Source organism: Methylomicrobium album BG8, from assembly GCF_000214275.2.
GTDB classification, from domain to species: Bacteria; Pseudomonadota; Gammaproteobacteria; order Methylococcales; family Methylomonadaceae; genus Methylomicrobium; species Methylomicrobium agile.
The window spans coordinates 4,284,305-4,304,279 of record NZ_CM001475.1 but is presented as its reverse complement, the minus strand read 5'-3'; the positions used below and the strand labels follow the sequence as shown (position 1 = coordinate 4,304,279).

The 19,975-nt window shown below is 58.5% G+C and carries 18 protein-coding genes; 10 read left to right on the top strand and 8 right to left on the bottom strand.

Annotation, left to right across the window (positions count from 1 at the left end; translation table 11 throughout):
* Nucleotides 1-103: 103 nt before the first annotated feature.
* Together coaD and METAL_RS18770 are read left to right on the top strand one after the other, a co-directional pair.
* Nucleotides 104-583 carry a pantetheine-phosphate adenylyltransferase gene (gene coaD / locus METAL_RS18775; protein ID WP_005374908.1) on the top strand — a complete coding sequence of 160 codons (480 nt, stop codon included), beginning with the start codon at nucleotides 104-106 and terminating at the stop codon, nucleotides 581-583.
* A gap of 15 nt (nucleotides 584-598) precedes the next feature.
* On the top strand, nucleotides 599-847 hold the full coding sequence (locus tag METAL_RS18770; RefSeq protein WP_005374907.1) for a YfhL family 4Fe-4S dicluster ferredoxin: 249 nt from the start codon (nucleotides 599-601) through the stop codon (nucleotides 845-847).
* A 66-nt stretch (nucleotides 848-913) separates the two neighbouring features.
* Here the strand turns inward: METAL_RS18770 and METAL_RS18765 are convergent, their stop codons facing one another.
* The 4 genes from METAL_RS18765 to METAL_RS18750 form a co-directional block, all read right to left on the bottom strand.
* A complete protein-coding gene (locus METAL_RS18765; protein ID WP_005374906.1) occupies nucleotides 914-1,495 on the bottom strand; it encodes a Uma2 family endonuclease in 582 nt (193 codons plus the stop codon).
* 239 nt (nucleotides 1,496-1,734) lie between these two features.
* Nucleotides 1,735-2,508, bottom strand: a complete 774-nt coding sequence (locus METAL_RS18760; RefSeq protein WP_005374905.1) for a hydroxypyruvate isomerase family protein — start codon at nucleotides 2,506-2,508, stop codon at nucleotides 1,735-1,737.
* On the bottom strand, nucleotides 2,508-3,386 hold the full coding sequence (locus METAL_RS18755) for an NAD(P)-dependent oxidoreductase (RefSeq protein ID WP_005374904.1): 879 nt from the start codon (nucleotides 3,384-3,386) through the stop codon (nucleotides 2,508-2,510). Before METAL_RS18755 ends, METAL_RS18760 begins: the two co-directional genes overlap by 1 nt.
* Nucleotides 3,387-3,475: 89 nt before the next feature.
* A complete protein-coding gene (locus METAL_RS18750) occupies nucleotides 3,476-3,877 on the bottom strand; it encodes an Hpt domain-containing protein (protein WP_245549421.1) in 402 nt (133 codons plus the stop codon).
* Nucleotides 3,878-4,017: 140 nt separating this feature from the next.
* Between METAL_RS18750 and glnE the strand changes: the two genes are divergently transcribed.
* From glnE to METAL_RS18720, 5 genes are all read left to right on the top strand, one after another.
* The gene (gene glnE, locus METAL_RS18745; RefSeq protein WP_005374903.1) at nucleotides 4,018-6,870 is read left to right on the top strand and encodes a bifunctional [glutamate--ammonia ligase]-adenylyl-L-tyrosine phosphorylase/[glutamate--ammonia-ligase] adenylyltransferase; all 2,853 of its coding nucleotides are present in this window, start codon (nucleotides 4,018-4,020) and stop codon (nucleotides 6,868-6,870) included.
* A gap of 902 nt (nucleotides 6,871-7,772) precedes the next feature.
* Nucleotides 7,773-8,243 carry a hypothetical protein gene (locus tag METAL_RS18735; protein ID WP_157203388.1) on the top strand — a complete coding sequence of 157 codons (471 nt, stop codon included), beginning with the start codon at nucleotides 7,773-7,775 and terminating at the stop codon, nucleotides 8,241-8,243.
* 94 nt (nucleotides 8,244-8,337) lie between these two features.
* On the top strand, nucleotides 8,338-9,681 hold the full coding sequence (locus METAL_RS18730) for a TolC family protein (RefSeq protein ID WP_005374895.1): 1,344 nt from the start codon (nucleotides 8,338-8,340) through the stop codon (nucleotides 9,679-9,681).
* The gene (locus METAL_RS18725; protein ID WP_005374893.1) at nucleotides 9,678-11,168 is read left to right on the top strand and encodes an efflux RND transporter periplasmic adaptor subunit; all 1,491 of its coding nucleotides are present in this window, start codon (nucleotides 9,678-9,680) and stop codon (nucleotides 11,166-11,168) included. Before METAL_RS18730 ends, METAL_RS18725 begins: the two co-directional genes overlap by 4 nt.
* Nucleotides 11,169-11,180: 12 nt before the next feature.
* On the top strand, nucleotides 11,181-14,603 hold the full coding sequence (locus METAL_RS18720; RefSeq protein WP_005374892.1) for an efflux RND transporter permease subunit: 3,423 nt from the start codon (nucleotides 11,181-11,183) through the stop codon (nucleotides 14,601-14,603).
* A 105-nt stretch (nucleotides 14,604-14,708) separates the two neighbouring features.
* On the opposite strand, the gene METAL_RS18715 is transcribed toward METAL_RS18720, so the two are convergent.
* Genes METAL_RS18715 through METAL_RS18705 form a run of 3 tightly spaced genes read right to left on the bottom strand, consistent with a single transcriptional unit; the run spans nucleotide 14,709 to nucleotide 15,558 of the window.
* Nucleotides 14,709-14,921 (bottom strand): GDCCVxC domain-containing (seleno)protein, encoded by a 213-nt coding sequence (locus METAL_RS18715; protein ID WP_005374890.1) that lies wholly within the window; start codon nucleotides 14,919-14,921, stop codon nucleotides 14,709-14,711.
* Nucleotides 14,918-15,208, bottom strand: a complete 291-nt coding sequence (gene merP / locus METAL_RS18710) for a mercury resistance system periplasmic binding protein MerP (protein WP_005374888.1) — start codon at nucleotides 15,206-15,208, stop codon at nucleotides 14,918-14,920. The genes METAL_RS18715 and merP overlap by 4 nt, the downstream gene beginning before the upstream one ends.
* Before the next feature lie 11 nt (nucleotides 15,209-15,219).
* Nucleotides 15,220-15,558, bottom strand: a complete 339-nt coding sequence (locus METAL_RS18705; protein ID WP_005374886.1) for a mercuric transporter MerT family protein — start codon at nucleotides 15,556-15,558, stop codon at nucleotides 15,220-15,222.
* 67 nt (nucleotides 15,559-15,625) lie between these two features.
* On the opposite strand from METAL_RS18705, the gene merR reads away from it, so the two are divergent.
* Nucleotides 15,626-16,036 carry a mercury resistance transcriptional regulator MerR gene (merR, locus tag METAL_RS18700; protein WP_005374884.1) on the top strand — a complete coding sequence of 137 codons (411 nt, stop codon included), beginning with the start codon at nucleotides 15,626-15,628 and terminating at the stop codon, nucleotides 16,034-16,036.
* 117 nt (nucleotides 16,037-16,153) lie between these two features.
* Here merR and METAL_RS18695 read toward each other — a convergent pair whose 3' ends face one another.
* The gene (locus tag METAL_RS18695; RefSeq protein ID WP_005374881.1) at nucleotides 16,154-18,277 is read right to left on the bottom strand and encodes a copper-transporting P-type ATPase; all 2,124 of its coding nucleotides are present in this window, start codon (nucleotides 18,275-18,277) and stop codon (nucleotides 16,154-16,156) included.
* A gap of 407 nt (nucleotides 18,278-18,684) precedes the next feature.
* On the opposite strand from METAL_RS18695, the gene METAL_RS21285 reads away from it, so the two are divergent.
* Both METAL_RS21285 and METAL_RS18690 read left to right on the top strand, forming a co-directional pair.
* On the top strand, nucleotides 18,685-18,912 hold the full coding sequence (locus METAL_RS21285) for a hypothetical protein (protein WP_157203387.1): 228 nt from the start codon (nucleotides 18,685-18,687) through the stop codon (nucleotides 18,910-18,912).
* A 46-nt stretch (nucleotides 18,913-18,958) separates the two neighbouring features.
* Nucleotides 18,959-19,858, top strand: a complete 900-nt coding sequence (locus METAL_RS18690; RefSeq protein WP_005374880.1) for a hypothetical protein — start codon at nucleotides 18,959-18,961, stop codon at nucleotides 19,856-19,858.
* Nucleotides 19,859-19,975: the final 117 nt, after the last annotated feature.

The window sequence follows — 19,975 nt, the reverse complement described above, 5'->3', positions numbered from 1 at the left end:
AAAGGGCATCAAAATCGAAATTTTCTTTCGCCTGCCGCGTCGATTCCTTTACATGGCATCTTGGGTTAAAATCGCCGCTTTTTAAAACCCCATTCCCAAGCCCATGAAAACCACCGCGATCTATCCCGGCACCTTCGACCCGATCACGCGCGGGCATCTGGATCTGATCGCCAGGGCATCCAAATTGTACGACAGGATCATCGTCGCGGTCGCGCTGAACAAGGGCAAGACGCCGCTGTTCTCAATGGTTGAGCGCGTCGAGCTGGCTGCCGCGGTCACGACCGAATTCCCGAACGTCGAGGTCAGCGGCTTCGATACCCTGCTGGTCGAATTCGCCCGGAAGCAAGGCGCGCATGTGATTCTGCGGGGCCTGCGCGCGGTATCCGATTTCGAATACGAGTTCCAACTGGCCGGGATGAACCGCCGGCTGGCGCCCGAGCTCGAAACGGTGTTTCTGACGCCCGCCGAACAATATGAATTTATTTCTTCGAGCATGATCAGAGAGATAGCGCAACTGAAAGGGGACGTCTCCAGCTTCGTTCCCGATCTCGTGCACCAGCGTTTAATCCAGAAATTCAGTTAGGAGTAGTAACCCACCATGGCCCTTAAAATCAGCGACGAGTGCATCAACTGCGATGTCTGCGAGCCTGAATGCCCGAACGGCGCCATTTCCCAAGGCGAAGAGTTTTACGTGATCGATCCCCAACTGTGCACCGAATGCGTCGGCCATTACGGCGAGCCGCAATGCATGGCGGTCTGTCCGGTCGACTGCATCGACAAGGATCCCGAGCGTCCCGAAGACAAGGAATCGTTGTATCAGAAATATCTGAGGCTGACGGCGGCTTGAGAGCTGTAGGGCGTTTTCGCGATAGCAAAACGCCAACATTATTCAAGGCTATGGCGGATTGCTTGGCTACGGGCTTGGCTTCCTTACCTCCGGCACCCACAAGTCATCGAGTTGCAAAACCACTTCGGCGAACGGTGCTGCACGTACTTTGTCGTCGTCTTTCCAGGTGCCTTCGAGCAGCCAGTGGCCGTCGGCTAGACTGTAAACTTCCAACGTGCGGATATCGGGATCGAGCAGCCAGAGCCAGTTGATCTGTTGCGCGGCGTAAATCGGCATTTTGACGGCGCGGTCGATGCGCGCGGTACCGGGCGACAGCACTTCGCAGACCCAGTCGGGGGCGAGGCTGAAATAGGCTTCTTCTGGCAATGCCGGCATGCGTTCGCGCCGCCAGCCAGCGATGTCCGGGACCAGAATATGCGGTCCCAAATGCAATTCCGGCTCGAACAGAATCCACCAGCCGCCGGGGCCGCCGCGCCCGTAATGAAACGGATCTCCGAATCGCATACTGAGCCCGGAGATCGCCAAAGCGTGTTTGGGTGCCGGCCGGGGTTGGGTGATCAGTTGGCCGTGAATGATTTCGCCGATCACATGATCGGGCAGGTCGAAGAGGTCTTCGTAGGTGGCGAAGCGCTGCGCGGGTTGGTTCATGGTCTGCCTCGAATTTCCATCCGGTATCGATGGGTTTATCTTACCAGACATGAAGTTGCTTCCTACATCCCAGCAGATTAAAGATGCGTAGGATGTGCTGAACGAAGCGAAGCGCATCAAGAGCCCTTCAGGATATCGTTCGCGATCGATACCCTGAAGGGCACTCGGTGCGCCTCCTGACGTCGGCACATCCTACAGTTTACTTATTCGGATAATGGTGCCCAATACCGTACCGGTCATCAAGCATAATTCAGCCAGCCGAAGCTTGCGGAAGTCTCGCCGATAGGTTTGTATTCCGCGCCAACCCAGCCGCCGTATCCCGACCGGTCGATCGCCGAAAACAGCGCCGTCCAATCGGCCTCGCCGGAGCCGGGCTGCCCCCGTCCGGGGCAATCGGCGAACTGGATATGGCCGATGCGGCCGGCATGTTCCGCGATAAACGCGGCCGGATCCTCGCCCATCCTGAGCATGTGGTAAATGTCGTATTGCAGGCAGATATCCGCCCGCTGCAGTTCGTCCTGCACCGCCAGCAGCTTCGCGCTCGTGTCGATAATAAAGCCGGGCATGTCGAGGCTGTTGATCGCTTCGAACACCGTTTTGACGCCCAAAGGCTTGAACATGTCGGCGGTCAGGCACAGATTGCGTTTGAAAGTGGCAAGGTAGGCGTCTAGGCGCGAGGGATCGAGGCAGCGGCCGGGCAATACGTTGATCGCGGCGGGCCGCAGCACTTGCGCATAACCGACCGCCAGCGCGAGCGCTTCCCGGAACCGGGTCTGTTTTTCCGGCACGCAGGCCAGCCCTTCGCCGCCTTGCAGCAAGTCGCCGGCCGGCACGTTGAACAGGACCAGTTGGAGATCGTGCTCGTCCAGTTTTCGCCGAATCGTCTCGGCTTCGAGTTCATAGGGGAACTGGATTTCGACCGCGCGAAAGCCGGCCGCACGCGCGGCCGCGAAACGGTCGATCAATTCGACTTCGGTGAACAGCAGGCTCAGGTTGGCCGAAAAACGCAGCATCAGTCTTTCCTGTAAAGTTTGATCAGGGTGGCCGGATCCTGCTCCAGATAGCCGTGGCTGCCGTGCAACTGCATCAGCTGCGCGGCGAGCCCGGACATCGGCAACGCGTTTCCGGTTTGCTTGGCCAGCTCGGCCGCCATCTGCAAGTCTTTCAATAAAGTCTTCACGCGCCATTTGACCGGCTCGAATTGTTCGAGCGCCATTTCGGGGCCGGCGATCTGCAGCGGCTTCGAGTCCGCAAAGCCGCCGGCCAGCGCCGCCGGAATTTTCTCCGCCTCGACGCCGGCCTGCTTCGCCAGCGCGATCATTTCCGCGATCACCAGCATGTTGCAGCTTACAATCATCTGGTTGCAGATTTTGGTGATCTGGCCGCTGCCGACCGGGCCCATGTGAGTCAGTTGCTTGTACAGCGGCTTTAGCATCTCGCGGGCGATCTCGATATGGGCGGGTTCGCCGCCGGCCATGATCGCGAGCGAGCCCTGTTCGGCGCCGCTCACGCCGCCCGATACCGGCGCATCGACCCAGCCCATCCCGCAGTGGTCGTGCAGCGCGGCCGCAAACGCACGGGTGCGGTTCGGGTCGATGCTGGACAGGTCGATTACCAGCTTGTCCGGCGCTCCGTGATTCAGGATGCCGTGATGGAGCGCCCATTCGACCGCCGGCGTGTCGGCCAGGCAGATAATCGCCACGTCGGAAGCGCGCACCAGCGCCGCGATGTCCGGCATCGCGGCTGCGCCGGCGGCGATCACGGGCTGGAGTTTCGCCGGGCTGCGGTTCCAGACGTTGACCCGGAAGCCGTGCTGCAGCAGCCGCAGCGTCATCGGTTTGCCCATCAGGCCGATGCCGATGAAGCCGAGAATAGGGAGTGAGTGTGGCATGAATCGTTGTAGTGGCGGAGGTTTTGAATCGTTCAGGGCGGTTTAACTGGAACGCCCGGTTTTTTTACGAGCAGGCGCGGCGGAGCGCTTCATTCGAGAGGCGGCAAAGCCTTTTCCTCGGACAGGGCCTCCAGCAGCGCCTGCTGTTGATCGGTAAAATCGAATATGCCCTGCTGCAGTTGAAACCAATAGCGGCTGATCGCGCCCAATTCGTTGTCGGCCAGGCTCCGTTCGAGATTGTGGGCTCGCCTCCGAATGTTTTCGAGGCCGCAAAAACTCAGCGAGCCGTGCAGCTTGTGGGTGATTTGCCGGGCCTGGTCGTATTGCCGGCGGTTGAGCGCGTTCTGGATGGTCTCCAACTGCTCCGGCAGTTCGGCGAACAATTGCGCGAATATCGTGAAAGCAAGTTGCTTGTCGTTGCGGGTCTTGGTCAAAATCATGAGGAGGTAATCCTGGCCGTCGCCGGATGCCGTCCCGTTGCTGTCGCGCATAGTCGTCCATTTATAAACCGATTTAAAATCGATGGGGCAGAAAGCATCGCCGCACGGATGCCCGGTTCCGGCGATCAATCTATATTGCGCTTTATTTTATGGTTATTATGTCCCGTTTCAAAATTCCTATCGAGCCGCCCATGAATCACGCCGAATCCGCCCTCGCCGTTCCGTCCGAATTACAAGCCGCGCATGCCGCCAATCTGCAGAAAATCACCGAACGGCTGGCCGAGCTGAACCTGAAGATGCCCGATCTGCCCGAGGTGGCGGCATCGCTGCCGAAAGTCTGGTGTGGCAGCGCGTTTGTCGCCGAACAGTGCTGCAAACGTCCGGAACTGCTGATCGATCTGGCCGATTCCGGCGACCTGACGCGCGCTTATCCGGCCGACTGTTACAAGGCCAGGCTGGACGCGTTGGACCCCGATTCCGAGAGTGCGCTGATGGCCGGGCTCCGGAAATTCCGCAACCGCGAGATGGTGCGGATCGCCTGGCGCGATCTGGCCGGCTGGTCGGAGCTGCCGGAAACCCTGATGGACCTGTCGCTGCTGGCGGACGCCTGCGTCCAGTACGCGCTCGATTTCCTGTACCGGCAGGCGACCGCCAAGCGCGGCGCGCCGCTGCTGAAGGACGGCAGCCCCCAGCAGATCGTCGTGCTCGGGATGGGCAAGCTCGGCGCCTACGAGCTGAACTATTCGTCCGACATCGACCTGATTTTCGCCTTTCCGGAAGAAGGCGTGCTGCCGGACCGCAAGGAAACCAGCTACGGCGAATTTTTTACCCGCCTCTGCCAGAGCCTGGTGCGGGTGCTCGACGACATGACCGTGGACGGTTTCGTGTTCCGGACCGACATCCGGTTGCGGCCTTACGGCGACAGCGGCGCGGTGATCATGACCTTCGACGGGATGGAAAACTACTACCTGACCCAGGCGCGCGAATGGGAACGCTACGCGATGATCAAGGCGAGGCAGGTGGCGGGCGACTTCAAGGCCGGCAGTCAGTTGATGGCGATGCTGCAGCCCTTCGTTTACCGGCGCTATCTCGATTACGGCGCGTTCGAGGAATTGCGCTCGCTGAAGCAGCAGATTACCCAGGAATTGAAACGCAAGGACCGGATGGAAAACGTCAAGCTCGGACCGGGCGGGATCAGAGAGATCGAATTCATCGGCCAGGCGTTTCAGTTGATCCGCGGCGGCAAGGAAAAGTCGCTGCAGCAGCGCGGCATCCTGGCGGTGCTGAAACGCCTCGGCGAATTGAATCTGCTGACCGCCGAAGACGCCGGTCAGTTGCAAAAGTCCTACGTGTTCCTGCGCATCGTCGAAAACCACATTCAGGAATACCAGGACAGGCAGGCGCACGATCTGCCGGTATCGCCCGAGGCCCGCGCGGCGCTGGCCTATTCGCTCGGTTTTTCCGGCTGGGATGCGTTTAAACAGGAGCTGGACCGGGTCAGAAAAGCCGTGCACGAAGTGTTCGACCAAGTGTTTTCACTGTCCAGGCAGGAAAATCATCGGGAAGCCGGCCGGCTGATCTGGAACGGGAGCGGCGACGATGCCGAACGGCTCGCGGCCTGCGGTTTTACCGATCCCGAGGCGACTCGCGAAAGCCTCAGGGAATTCAAGGCTTCGGCGGCGGTGCGCCGGCTGACCGCGAAAGGCGCCGCTGTCCTGGACCGCCTGATGCCGCAGGTGCTGGAGGCGATGCGCGAATTCGAGCGGCCCGATGAAGTGTTCAAACGGGTGCTGGACATCTTTATTGCGGTCGCGGGCCGAAACGTTTACCTGGCCTTGCTGTCCGAAAATCCGCAAGCCCTGGCGCTGCTGCTCCGGTTGGCCGCCGCCAGTTCCTGGATCTGCCGCTATCTGGCGCAATACCCGGTGGTGTTCGACGAGCTGATCGACGCCCGGACGCTGTTCGCGCCGCTGAAGAAACAGGATCTCGCCGAACAGTTGGACCGGCTGCTGCAAGCGGTCGGCGTGGAGGAAATGGAGCAGGCGATGATTCTGCTCCGCCAGTTCAAGCAGCAGCAGGTGCTGAAGGTCGCGGCCGCCGATTTGATGGGCGCGGTGCCCCTGATGGTGGTCAGCGACTACCTGACCTATATCGCCGAAAGCATCGTCGAAAAAACCGTCGAATGCGCCTGGCGGGCGCTCGCGCAGAAGCACGGCCATCCGCCCGGCAGCGACGGCGAACGCACCGGATTCGGCGTCATCGGCCTTGGCAAGTTCGGCGGTATCGAGCTCGGCTACGGCTCCGACCTCGATCTGGTATTCATCTACGACTGCGCGGACGGCAATGCGTCGACTTCGGGGAACAAGCCGATTTCGGCCATCCAGTTTTACGGCAGGCTCGGCCAGCGGGTCCGGCACATCCTCGATACCCGGATGCTGTCCGGCGTGCTCTACGAAGTCGACATGCGCCTTCGGCCCAACGGCGACTCCGGTTTGTTGGTGTGCCACATCAATGGCTATGAAGATTACCAGAAAAACCAGGCATGGACATGGGAGCGCCAGGCGCTGGTGCGGGGCCGTTTCATCGCCGGCGATCCGCGGCTGAAAGCGAAATACGAAGCGGTGCGGCACGCAATCCTGAGTTTGCCGAGGGATGCCGAGGCGTTAAAAAAAGAAGTCCGCGAGATGCGCGAAAAAATGCGCGCCGCGCTGACGCCCAGGGAAAACGGAAAATTCGACCTCAAGCAGAGCAAGGGCGGCATCGCGGACATCGAGTTCCTCGTGCAGTACGGGGTGTTGAGCCAGGCGGCAGATCATCCTTCCCTGACGACCTACACCGACAATATCAGGCAACTGGACGGTCTGGCGGAGGCCGGATTTTTGTCCGGAGCAGATGCCGAAACGCTCAAGGCGGCCTATTGCGCTTACCGCGATTACGGCCACAAGCTGGTTCTGCAGGACGAGCGCGCGGAAATCGGCCAACCCGAGGCGGCGGAGTTGAGCGAGCAGGTCGGGCTGTTGTGGCGGCAAATCATGGAGGCATAGCCAATTGCGCTATGTCAATTAACGCATCCATTTTGTGGCATATGACCTGGTTCGGCGCCAAGCCGCCTTTTAGGCGCCTGCATTGAACAAAATATGGAAAAATGATGCGGCATTTGACACAGCGGTGATCGGTCCGATCGAAAAGGGCTGCCTCGCGGCCGGGTCGATGGCTTCGGCGCCGGCAAAAAAACAGCTTTACCGGGAGACGGCATCGGATTGTCCGCGGAAAATAAGCCCTTTCGCAAGATACCGGTCCGTCAGCAACGCCTATTTTCTGGCATGCTATGTGCTTAATGATTGATGTCATGGCTATGCTTGGCGCTACCTGCAGGGAAAGGAATGGGATAGCGCATTTCCCTAACCGAGCGATGCTATGCTTCTCTCACTCGCTTAAACCGATACGTGGCTCTTTCATTGTTCAAAGTATTTTTTCGAATGCTCTCGATCAATGTCTTCAACCCGGATGTGCCGTGCAATGCGGAGGGTCCGGGTCTTTTTTCTTTATGGGGTAAGCACGGACGGAATTCGGAAAAATCGTACGCTAAAGAAGCTGTCCGGCAAAACATTAAACGCATTTTGCATGCGTAATTTTTAACATGGCGGTGCGTAAAGGCTTGTGTACGGTTTCCGAGCAGCAAGTGATTGCGGCCGTTCTCTCCTGGCCCATACGCCGCGTTTATTCCATTGCCCGACATGGCCATAAACCGTTTGTCGCGGCGGAAAACCGTTGGGCATCGCCACTCAATGCAGCCCCTCTGACACCATATAGAATGGCTGGTTGCTCTGTGCTTTAGCGGGCTGACGAGAAAAGCCGCCTACTTGATGTCCCTCTCATTTGATGAAATAATCGGATAATGCAAATCCGTAGCCGAAACGCTTTATCCAAATCAATTGCAAGCTATGTGCTTGTCGCGCTGATTTGCCAGCTGTTTTTCGGCTATGGCGCCTTGTCTCCTTTTGTCTTGTGTTTCGGCCAGAACGGTCATGTCGCGGTGGAACGGGCAGGCCACGATCATACGCGGGAGTCGTTAATCCCGTCCGGCGCTCCTCGGGAAGCTCATCAAGCCGTTGTTTCGGCTCATGCCGGCTCCAGTTCTTTGCAACAGAAGCCGCCGGTTTTCAATCTGCAAGGCCCTGATCAGGTCAAGCCTTGTCTCGATTTGCCCGTCGGCGAGAAAGACCAGGGTGGCCATTACACGCTTGAACCGATACTGCAGCATCTCATCGACATCGGCTGGGCCCTGACGGCCGCCGCCGTCTTGTTGATTGCCGTACTTCAATCGGCCCTCTTAAACCCTTATCGCCTCTTCACGACGAACAATCCCATTTCGTCGAATCCTGCCCTAAGACGCTGCGTCGTCCTTTTGATTTAAGCCAACTCTCAAAATCTTATCCGTCTTCGGGCGGTTCGTCTTTTTCCGCCCCGGATTGGCGGAAAATAGTCTTACAATTTTTGGGAGACCCTCCGTGTTTTTCTTTGACAATCCCACGGCTGCCGGGAAACTGGCGGCGATTTTGCTGTCGTCCAGCGTATCGTTTAACGCACTGGCCTCGCCAGAGGCACCGGATACGAATGGGCCAGCGCCCTTACCGATTCATCGTCCCGGCCATCAACAGCCGGCGGTTGCCGGCAACCGCCTGACACTGCAACAGGCGCTTGCCCGAACGCTGACCGGCAACCCGGATTTGGCGGCCTTTTCCGAGGAAGTCCGTGCGCAGGAAGCCCTCGCGCTGCAAGCCGGGCTGTTTCCAAACCCGGTGTTCGGCGCCAGTGCGGCGAATTTCGCCAACAGCGCCGCCAAAGGTTTCGACGGCGATGCCGTCACGCTGCAACTCAGCCAATTGATCGAACTGGGCGGCAAGCGCGCCGCCCGCATCCAGGTCGCGGAAGCCGGCCGGGAGGTGGCGAATTGGGCGTATGAAATCAAGCGCGTGACCGTATTGGCCAGTGCGGCGCAGGCGTTTATCGAGGTGCTGGGCGCACAAGCTCGCACCGATCTTGCGCGGCATTCGCAGCAACTGGCGCAACAAGTCGTCGACACGGTCGGCAACCAAGTCAAAGCCGGCAAGGTGTCGCCGATTGAAGAAACCCGCGTTGCCGTGGCGTTGGCAACGACCCAAAGTGAAATGCTGCGCACCGAGCGGGAACTGGAGGCGGCCAAGAAAAAGCTGGCCGCCTATTGGGGCAGCACGAAGCCGGAGTTTTCAACCGTCCGGGGGGATCTCGAAGCCATCAAAACGCTGCCGTCGTTGCAGTCGTTGACCGACCGGCTGACGCAAAGCCCGGAACTCAGCCGTTGGGCGTCCGAACTGTCGCAACAGCAAGCGCTGGTGCAATCGGAAAAAGCCAAAGCCATTCCCGATCTGACCGTGACGTTCGGCGGCAGCAATTACCTGGCGAATCAAGACTATGTCGTCAATGTGGGCGTTTCCCTGCCGTTGCCGGTCTTCGATCGGAATCAGGGCAACATTCAGGCGGCGGAACGGCGCCACAGCAAAACGGCCGACGAGCTGCAATCCGCCGAAGTCCGCGTCGGCACCGAACTGAATACCACTTACTTGAATCTCGATGCCGTCCGCGCCGAAATCGAAACTTTCCGGTTCACGATTCTACCGCAGGCCGAAAGCGCCTATCAGGCCGTGCAAAAAGGCTACCGTCTCGGAAAATTCGCCTTGCTGGACGTTTTGGACACCCAGCGCACGCTGTTTAACGCCAAAGGCCAATATCTACGCGCTCTGGTCGCCTACCATCAAAATCTTGCCGACCTTGAGCGGCTGATCGGCGGCGCTGTCAACGAGGACTTGAAATGAATCGAAAATCTTTAATCGTCATCATCGGCCTGTTCGTTGCCGGCATCGTGCTGGCCGGCATGATTCTCACGTTGAAGCCGCCGGTCGCCAACGATGAAGAGGAACATGCCGGGTCTGCCGGGCAAAGCGAAACGTTTCCGCGCGGCCCGCATCACGGCCGGCTGTTGACGAAAAACGGTTTCGCGCTGGAAATCGTGATCTACGAAACCGGCGTTCCGCCGCAATTCCGCATTTACCCTTACCAGAACGAAAAACCGCTCCCGCCCGGACAAGTGCAAGCGGACATCACCTTGCATCGTTTCGGCGGGCGCAGCGAGACCTTCCGTTTTAAACCGGAAGCCGATTATCTGATCGGCGATGCGGTCGTGGAAGAGCCGCATTCCTTTGACGTCGCTGTCAACGCGCGTTTCGGCGGCAACGCTTATCAATTCGCTTATTCCCAGGTGGAAGGCCGGGTGCAATTGTCCCCGGCCTCCCTCAAAAGCGCCGGCATTACGGTCGAGACGGCGGGGCCGGCCGAGATCGAAAGCGTGTTGAAATTGCCGGGCACGATCGAATTCGACCAGAACCGTTTTGCGCATGTCGTGCCCCGCGTCGGCGGTGTGGTCGTGGACGCGCGTAAAAAGCTGGGCGAAGCCGTCGCTCAGGGAGAAGTGCTGGCCGTGCTGGAAAGCCGCGACCTGGCGGATTTGAAAAGCCGTCTGGCGACCGCCCGCAAACGTTTGGAGCTGGCCCGTTCGTTGTACCGGCGCGAAGCCCAATTATGGCGGGAAAAGATTTCCGCCGAGCAGGATTATTTGCAGGCCAAAACGCAACTGGCGGAAGCCGAAATCGCTGTGGCCACGGCCAAGGACCAGTTGGAAGCTTTGGGCCTTGAGGCCGATCCTCGCAAATACCCGGGCAATCTGGCCCGTTATGAACTTCGCTCGCCGCTGAACGGCACCGTGATTGAAAAACATCTGGTGGTCGGCGAGTCCGTGCAAGCCGATGCCACCGTCTTGGTCATTGCCGACCTGAGCCAAGTGTGGGGCAATTTCAGCGTGCCGGCCAACGACTTGAACCGGGTCAATGTCGGCCAGAAAGTGCGCGTCAAAGCGCCGGAACTGGGTTTGGAAGCCGAAGCGACGATCGACTATCTGGGCGCCTTGGTCGGTGAGCAAACCCGTTCGGCGCCTGGGCACGTGCATATCGACAATCCGGAACAGCGTTGGCGTCCCGGCCTGTTCGTCAATATCGAAGTCATTGAAGAAAAAGCCGCCGTGCCGGTCGCGGTGATGCTCGAAGGCGTGCAGACCTGGCACGATGCCGAAGCGGTGTTTGTGCAGGTCGGCGACCAATTCGAAGTGCGCCCCTTGCGGCTGGGGCGGCGCGATGCCAGCCGGGCTGAGGTTTTGCAGGGGCTTGCGGCCGGCGAACATTATGCAGCGGCTAACAGCTTCGTATTGAAAGCGGAACTGGGCAAGGCCGGCGCGGCGCATGAGCATTAAGGAGAAATCGGCATGTTCGAACGTATTTTAAAATTCTCCATCCACAACCGCCGGCTCGTTTTGCTCGCCACCGCCGCAGCCGCCGCACTGGGCATCTACAATGTCCTGCGCCTGCCGATCGACGCGGTGCCGGACATCACCAACGTCCAGGTGCAGGTCAACACGGCCGCGCCCGGCTATTCGCCGCTGGAAGCGGAACAGCGCGTCACGTTCCCGATCGAGGTCGTCATGGCCGGCTTGCCGGGGCTGGAACAGACGCGCTCTCTGTCCCGCTACGGCTTGTCCCAAGTAACCGTTATCTTCAAGGACGGCACGGACATTTATTTCGCCAGGCAGCTCGTCAGCCAGCGTATCCAGGAGGCGAAAAGCCAGTTGCCGCCGGGATTGGAGCCGACGATGGGGCCGATCGCGACCGGCCTCGGCGAAATCTTCATGTGGACGGTAAACGCCGAACCCGAAGCGCGCAAAGCCGATGGCGAGCCGTACAACGAAACCGATTTGCGCATCCTCGAAGACTGGATCGTGCGTCCGCAATTGCGCACCGTCCCCGGCGTCACCGAAGTCAACACGATCGGCGGCTACGTCAAGCAATACCACGTTACGCCGCACCCCGAAAAACTGATTGCTTACGGGCTGAGTTTCCGCGATGTGCTGACGGCTTTGGAAAGCAACAATGACAATATCGGCGCCGGTTATATCGAACATCATGGCGAACAATATCTGATCCGGGTCCCCGGCCAGGTCAAAACCCTGGACGAAATCGGCCGCATTATCGTCGGCAATTATCAAGGCACGCCGATCTTCATCCGCGATGTCGCCGAGGTCTTGCTCGGCAAGGAACTGCGCGCCGGCGCCGCCACCGAAAACGGCCGTGAAGCCGTGCTCGGCACGGTGTTCATGCTGATCGGTGAAAACAGCCGCCAAGTCTCGCAGGCGGCCGGCGAAAAACTCGCCGAAATCAACCGCAGCTTGCCGGTCGGCGTTAAAGCCAAGCCGGTTTACGACCGCCGCATTCTGGTCGATAAAACCGTCGCCACGGTCAGGAACAACCTGCTGGAAGGAGCGCTGCTGGTCGTCGCCATCTTGTTTCTCTTCCTCGGCAACCTGCGCGCCGCGTTGATCACCACCGCGGTGATTCCGCTGGTGATGCTGTTCACGATCACCGGCATGGTCGCGCAAGGCGTCAGCGCCAATTTGATGAGTCTCGGCGCCCTGGATTTCGGCATTATCGTCGACGGCGCGGTGGTCATCGTGGAAAATTGCGTCCGCCGCTTGGCATTGGAACACCACCGGCTGCAACGGCCTTTGTCGTTAAAAGAACGGCTCGATGCGGTGTTCGACGCCTCGCAGGAAGCAAGGCGGGCGCTGTTGTTCGGCCAAGCCATTATCATTACGGTGTATTTGCCGATATTCACGCTATCCGGCGTCGAAGGCAAAATGTTCCATCCGATGGCGTTTACCGTCGTGGCCGCGTTAGTGGGCGCGATGCTGCTTTCCATCACCTTTATCCCCGCCGCGCTCGCGGTTTTTATCGGCGACCGGATGGCCGAAAAAGAAAATCCGGCTATGCGTTTTGCGCAACAAGCCTACCGGCCGCTGCTGGAAGGAGCCTTGACGAATACGCCGGTCGTGTTGACGGGCGCCACGGTGCTGGTGGGGTTGAGTTTGCTGCTGGCTACGCGCCTGGGCTCGGAATTCATTCCCACGCTGGATGAAGGCGATATCGCCATGCATGCGCTGCGCATTCCCGGCACCAGTTTGTCGCAAGCGATCGACATGCAGCACACGCTCGAAAAGAAAATCAGCGCCTTTCTGGAAGTCGAACGTGTATTCGCCAAGATCGGCACGGCCGAGATTGCCACCGACCCGATGCCGCCCAGCGTCGCGGATACCTTCATCATGTTGAAAGAGCGTTCCGCATGGCCCGATCCCGGCCGTTCCAAAGCGGATTTACTGGCGGCTTTGGAACAGGCGGCCAAGGAGGCGCCCGGCAACAATTACGAGTTCACCCAGCCGATCAAAATGCGTTTCAACGAACTATTATCCGGCGTTCGGGCCGATGTCGCCGTCAAAGTCTTCGGCGACGATCTGGACACGCTGCTGGAAACGGCCGGACAAATGAGCCGGGTACTGGAAAAAGTGCCGGGCGCGTCGGACGTCAAAGTCGAGCAGATGACCGGCTTGCCGTTGTTGACCGTACGGATGAAGCGGGACATGTTGGCGCGTTTCGGCCTGAATACGCGCGACGTTCAGCAAGCGGTGCAGGCGGCGATGGGCGGCGCCAAAGCCGGGGAAATTTTTGAAGGCGACCGCCGCTTCGACTTATTGGTACGCCTGCCGGAAGCCCTGCGCAGCGATCCCGACGCGATGCGGCAAATTCCGATCCCGCTGCCCGCTCGGCAAGCCGCCGAGCGGCAAACCTTGATCTTGCTGGGCACGGTGGCCGACTTTGAAGTGACGCAAGGACCTAACCAGATCAGCCGCGAAAACGGTAAACGCCGCGTCGTATTGACCGCCAATGTGCGCGGCCGGGATTTGGGTTCTTTCGTCGCGGAAGCCCGGCAAAAGATCGGTACCGAGATCAAGCTGCCCGCCGGTTGCTGGGTCGCCTGGGGCGGCCAATTCGAACAGATGATCGCCGCCGCCGAACGGTTGCAAGTGGTCGTGCCGTTGGCATTATCGATTATATTTTTATTGCTGTACGCCACTTTCGGCAATATCCGCGACGGTTTGCTGGTATTCACCGGCGTGCCGTTCGCCCTGACCGGCGGCATCGTGGCGCTGTGGCTGCGAGGCATTCCGCTGTCGATTTCGGCGGCGGTCGGCTTTATCGCGCTGTCCGGCGTGGCGGTGCTCAACGGCTTGGTGCTGATTACCTTCATCAATAAATTGCGCCAAGACGGGTTGGCACTGGAACGAGCGGTCCGCGAAGGCGCGCTGGTCCGGTTGCGGCCGGTGTTGATGACCGCGTTGGTGGCTTCCCTGGGATTCATCCCGATGGCGCTGGCGACCGGCACCGGCGCGGAGGTGCAGCGTCCGCTGGCGACGGTGGTGATCGGCGGCATCTTGTCATCGACGCTGCTGACGCTGTTGGTGCTGCCGGCTCTTTACCAGCTGGTTAAATCCCGTCAACCGCCCAGCGGTCCGCCGCAAGCCGGGGACGGCTGCTGCGCTGAGCGCCAGGGAGATCGCCTGTCCAGCGAGCCTGCTACGCCATCGACAACCCTGCGATTCAAGATTCAAGGCATGGACTGCGCCGAAGAAATCGCTACGCTCAAGCGCGAGGTAGGGCCGCTGGTGAACGGCGAAGACCGGCTTAGCTTCAATTTGCTGGAAGGCGCCATGAGCGTGGATCGCGAGGCAAGCCACATCTCAGGTTTGGTTGCTCGGTCGAATCGGGATTTCTATTTAGCTCTTAGGACGAATAGCACATAGGGCAATGCCTTACGTGCTAATTCTGCGTTTCTCCCTGCAAAGAAGGTTGATTGATGCCAGCGAGTGGAACGACAACAGAGTTCGGTGGTTGTGACTAAAAACTTTTTATCCGCAACAAGGCTTATGTTGCTGGATCGGCGGGCATTTGACCGAGCCGTAAGAACAAAAGACGCAGCAATCGCCCTTCTTCGGCTTTAGCAGCGCACCACAGCCTTTGCACTCATAGAAAAATTGGCACGCATCGGTCGGCATGATCTCCGTCTCGGCGTGCCCGCACTGCGGACAGGTCAGCGTGGATTCGAGAATCACCGCATTCATTTTGGCGCCGCCTGGATAGAAGACGGATAACCGGCGTTTTTAGTGGCTTCGGTCAATTGACCGGCTGACGTAGCCGCATCGTCGAACTGCACCGTCGCGGTTTTATCCGCGTAGCTGACTGAAACCTGCTGTACCCCGGCCACGCGTTCGAGCGCTTTCTTGACCGTAAGCGGACAGACGGCACAGGTCATATTTTTGACATCGAGCGTCACGGTGCGGGGCGCGGCCAACCCGACGCCGGATGTAGCAACGCACGCCAGAAAGAACAGAAAAATACGTGTTTTCATCAGCTTATTCCTCAATAAAAGAAAGGAGCGATCCACGGGAACGCCAATAAACCGATTAACGGGAGGGTTACGCCCCAGAAAATAAAGCGCTGCTTGCGGATCACGTCTTCTTCAGCGCAAGGCTTTCCGGTTTCGCAGGCTGGGCTTATTAAATGGAGTTTGCGGAACGACAGGCCGATAAATAGCGCGGCTAATCCTAGAAAAATCGGCCGCAATGGCTCGAAGGCGGTGAGAGTTGCCACCCAAGCGCCGCCAATGCCGAGGCTTAACAACAGTAACGGCGCGACACAGCATAGGCTTGCGCCGATTCCGGCAAAAACCGCCGCCATCAGAGTTTGTTTTGGATTCATGACAGTCGCCAAAGTGATTTGGAATGGCTTACTATAAGCTCTGTACCAAAGTACGGAGTCAAGTGTCATGGCACATGAAAATTTCACGATCGGCCAATTGGCGAAAACGACAGCGGTGAATGTCGAGACCATCCGTTATTATCAGCGGCGTGGCCTGCTCGCGAAGCCCGTAAAGCCGCATAAGGGGATTCGACGTTATACCGAAAGGGACGCCCGGCGCGTGCGTTTCATCAAGCAAGGCCAGAAACTCGGCTTTTCGCTCGACGAGCTGAAAGAATTAATGAGCCTCGAAGATGAACGGCAATGCCAGCAAGCGCGGAATATCGCGCTGAAAAAGCTCTCGTCGATTCGGGAGCGTATCGAAGGATTGAAGAATATGGAAAAAGCTTTGTCCGGTTTGGTCGAGTGCTGTTCACACAACGCGGACGGGGTGTCTTGCCCTATTATCATGGCCTTGCTGAACGCTTCGCACCCTTAACGTAGGTTTTTTCCGAATTCTGCCGCTACCCCTACTTCGTCCATGGGACATATCGTTTGAAAAGGTTGGCCGCTCCCAAGAGGATTCTCTTCTACACACCTTGCCAGGTATTTCTATTTATAATGTCACCCGCCTGAGCCGCAACGCATTGCCGATGACCGAAACCGAGCTGAGACTCATCGCGGCCGCCGCAATCATCGGAGACAAGAGAATACCGAAAAACGGATAGAGCGCGCCGGCGGCAACGGGCACGCCCAGGGCATTGTAGATAAACGCGAAAAACAGGTTCTGGCGGATATTACGCAAAGTCGCCCGACTTAAATGGCGGGCTTTGACCAGCCCCATCAGATCCCCTTTCACGAGCGTAATGCCGGAACTTTCCATCGCGACGTCCGTGCCCGTGCCCATCGCGATGCCGATGTGGGCCGCCGCCAAGGCCGGCGCATCGTTGATACCGTCGCCGGCCATCGCGACGATACGGCCTTCACCCTGTAATTTTTTGATCACCTCGGTTTTTTGCTCCGGCAACACTTCCGCCTGCAGTTGATCGATCCTCAGGCTTTTGGCCACAAACTCGGCCGTGGTGCGATTGTCGCCGGTTAACATCACCACCCGAATGCCTTCTTTATGCAAGTCCGCCAAGGCTTTGAAGGCGGTAGGCTTGATCGGATCGGCTACGCCGAGAAGTCCGGCCGCTTTACCGTCGATCCCGATCATTACCACCGTTTGGCCTTGTTGGCGCAACGTCTCCATCGAGTTTGTCAAAATGTCCGTCGCGATGCCCGAGTCCTTCATCAACTGCGCATTCCCCAACGCCACGTTCCTGCCGTTTATCATCCCGACCACTCCTCTACCGGTCAGCGATTGAAACTCGGCGACAGGCAGCGGTTTTAGCCCCTGCGCTTCTGCGCCTTTGCCGATCGCCGCCGCAAGCGGATGTTCGCTGGCCCGTTCCAGACCGGCCGCATAAGCCAAGACCTCTTCCTTCGTGAAGCCGTTGGCCGCCTCGACCGTGATCAGTCGCGGTTTGCCTTCGGTGAGCGTGCCGGTTTTATCAACGACCAGGGTGTCCACTTTTTCCATTACTTCCAGCGCTTCGGCATTTTTAATCAGGACACCCGCCGTCGCCCCGCGCCCGGTACCGACCATGATCGACATCGGGGTGGCCAATCCCAGGGCACAGGGACAAGCGATAATCAACACCGCTACCGCGTTCACGACCGCGTGGGCCAATCGGGGCTCGGGCCCCCAACGCCACCAGACGACAAGCGTAATGGCGGCCGTCAGCACCACTGCGGGAACAAAGTAGCCGGAAACCGTATCGGCCAATTTTTGAATCGGCGCCCGGCTGCGTTGCGCTTCACCGACCATGTGCACAATTTGGGAAAGCAGGGTTTCGCTGCCGACGCGTTCGGCACGCATCAGCAAGCTCCCGGTGCCGTTAATCGTCGCACCGATCAGCGGCATATCCGTCAATTTCTCAACCGGCACCGGCTCACCCGTTACCATCGATTCATCAACCGCGCTGATGCCTTCGATCACGATCCCGTCCACCGGTATTTTCTCGCCTGGCCGCACCCGCAGAATATCGCCGGGCTTCACTTGCTCCAAGGGAATATCCGTCTCGCTGCCGTCGGCATGGTGAAGCCGGGCGGTCTTGGGCGCCAATCCCAGCAACAGTTTAATCGCCGCGCTGGTTCGGCTTCTGGCCCGCAATTCCAGCACTTGGCCGAGTAAAACCAGCGTCGTGATCACCGCCGCCGCTTCGAAATACACCGCCACCCGACCCTGCTGATCCCGCAGCGACGACGGGAAGATCTGCGGCAGAAAGGAGGCCAGCACACTGTAAATCCAGGCGACGCCGATTCCCAACGCAATCAAGGTAAACATATTCAGGCGGCGAGTCAGCACAGAAGACCCTCCGCGTTGAAAAAAAGGCCAGCCGCCCCACAACACGACGGGGGTGGCCAGGGCGAATTCCAGCCATTGGAGCTGGCGTAGGGATAATGTGCCGGCGATGAATGCCGGCATCAGGTCATGCAGCATCGCCATCAAAAATACCGGCAAGGACAGGGCGAGACTAATCCAAAACCTTAGCCGCATATCGCCGAGTTCTTGGTTTTCCCCTTCCTCGTCCGAAGCGTTGCGGGGTTCCAGGGCCATGCCGCACTTGGGGCAGAATCCGGCTTCCTGGCGGACCACTTCGGGATGCATCGGGCAAGTGTAAATTCTGGGGGCCATGATTTTCTTCCCGTTTCGAGGCATGCTATCCCGTTTAAAACGGGTGCTCATCAGCGTAGAGTACCGGAATCACGATCAAGGTCAACAGTAAAGACCGGAAACTCGGCTTTGCGCGCAACGAGCTGACAGAATTAGAGCCTCGAAGAGGAACAACAGTGCCCTTTATCGAGCTTATCCGTGCCCGTGCCTTGCTCCGTTCAGAATCCGAAGATTTGTATTGCCGAACCGCCGTGCGGCAAACGGAAACTCCGGGCATTTAATTGAACTATGTTATTTAACTTGGTTTAGGCGCGTCATATGCCGCAATTTAGAGGCCGTGGAATGAATTCGCGATGATGAGTGTGTCCAATGAAGGGCGGAATACCGAAAGGCGGCCAGGCATCCGGAATATCGGTCAACGGCATTATATGACCGATTTTGTTGGGTATTTCGGCGGTCATCGCCGTTGGGGCAAAGAAGCTGAACGAGGAATTGCTGTTGAGGAAGTGATAAAAAGTAAGGGAAAAAAAGGGCCAATTACGATGGCATGGCGTTTGCTTAAGATAACATTGTATGTCATTACTCGGAAAGGCGGGATTTGTCCAAGGCACGCAATGGCATCGAGTTTAACTTTAAGAATAATCATAAATGCCTAAGGGGGGCAGAATGAAGCGTTCCACAATAAAAACGACAGCATCATTTATGTTTGTGGCGGCATTGGGCATCGGTCATGCCTATGCGCACACCGGAGTGCGGGATCAGGTCGACGAAGGCAAAGCCAGTTACAACGGATTTACCATTACCCACGGCTGTGCTTCCGGAGCCGAAGGTCAGTCGGGGCAGGCTTATCCGGTATTGGGGCAGACGGCGCTGTTTCCTTACGGCAGCACGGCGGTCTGGCGCGACGAGACGGGCGCGGTGATTCAACAAGGCGGCGACGGCAACGGCACGATCACGGCGGCCTCCTTGTCGTTGAACGTCACCGGCTATGCCGGCATGTCCTCGGCTTTCGCGACCTCGCAGGAAATCGTCGATACTGCCGGCGTGGTTCGGGCCCTGCACTGGCGCGACGGAGCGATGGAGCCCAAATTGAATACCATTACCCCGTTCAAAATCACCGCGCCGACCATCAAAAATGACTGTGTCAAGACCTTGAAGATCCGCGTCGCGGTCATCAACTGGTGCGACCTGAAAAAGAACGAAGCCAACGACGTGAAGGGGCCTTATAAAAAACCGAAGGACGCTTTCGGCCGTCCGATTCCGCTCACTTCGATCGTCGACGTGAACAACGGCCTGCAGGCCAACGTGGCGGACTCGCGGATCTACAAGAACCAGGGCGGCGGCAATGGCGATAACAACCGCGCCGACTGGTGGTTCTCCGATCTGTACAACGGCAGCCAATTGTATAAAGATCCTGAAGTTATCGGCGCGGATGCCAGTTACTGGTCGGCTGCAATTACCGTGAACAACGCCGCGGCGGATACCGCGAATTGTGGAAGCCCTTTGGTCAATTATACGGTCGAACCCGCCGGCATCGATCTGGATACCTACCTGACCGGCCCGAATACCCAGCCGTTCACTTCGGGTAATGGTCCGTTCTAACGTTATCGAAAATATCTTGAAGGGAAACTCCGCCTGCTTCGGCGCCTGGGCGCCGGAGCAAGCGGCCGATCGAGGCCAAGCACGGGAAGTGCCTTGGCTTTTGCCGTTTAAGGAGAG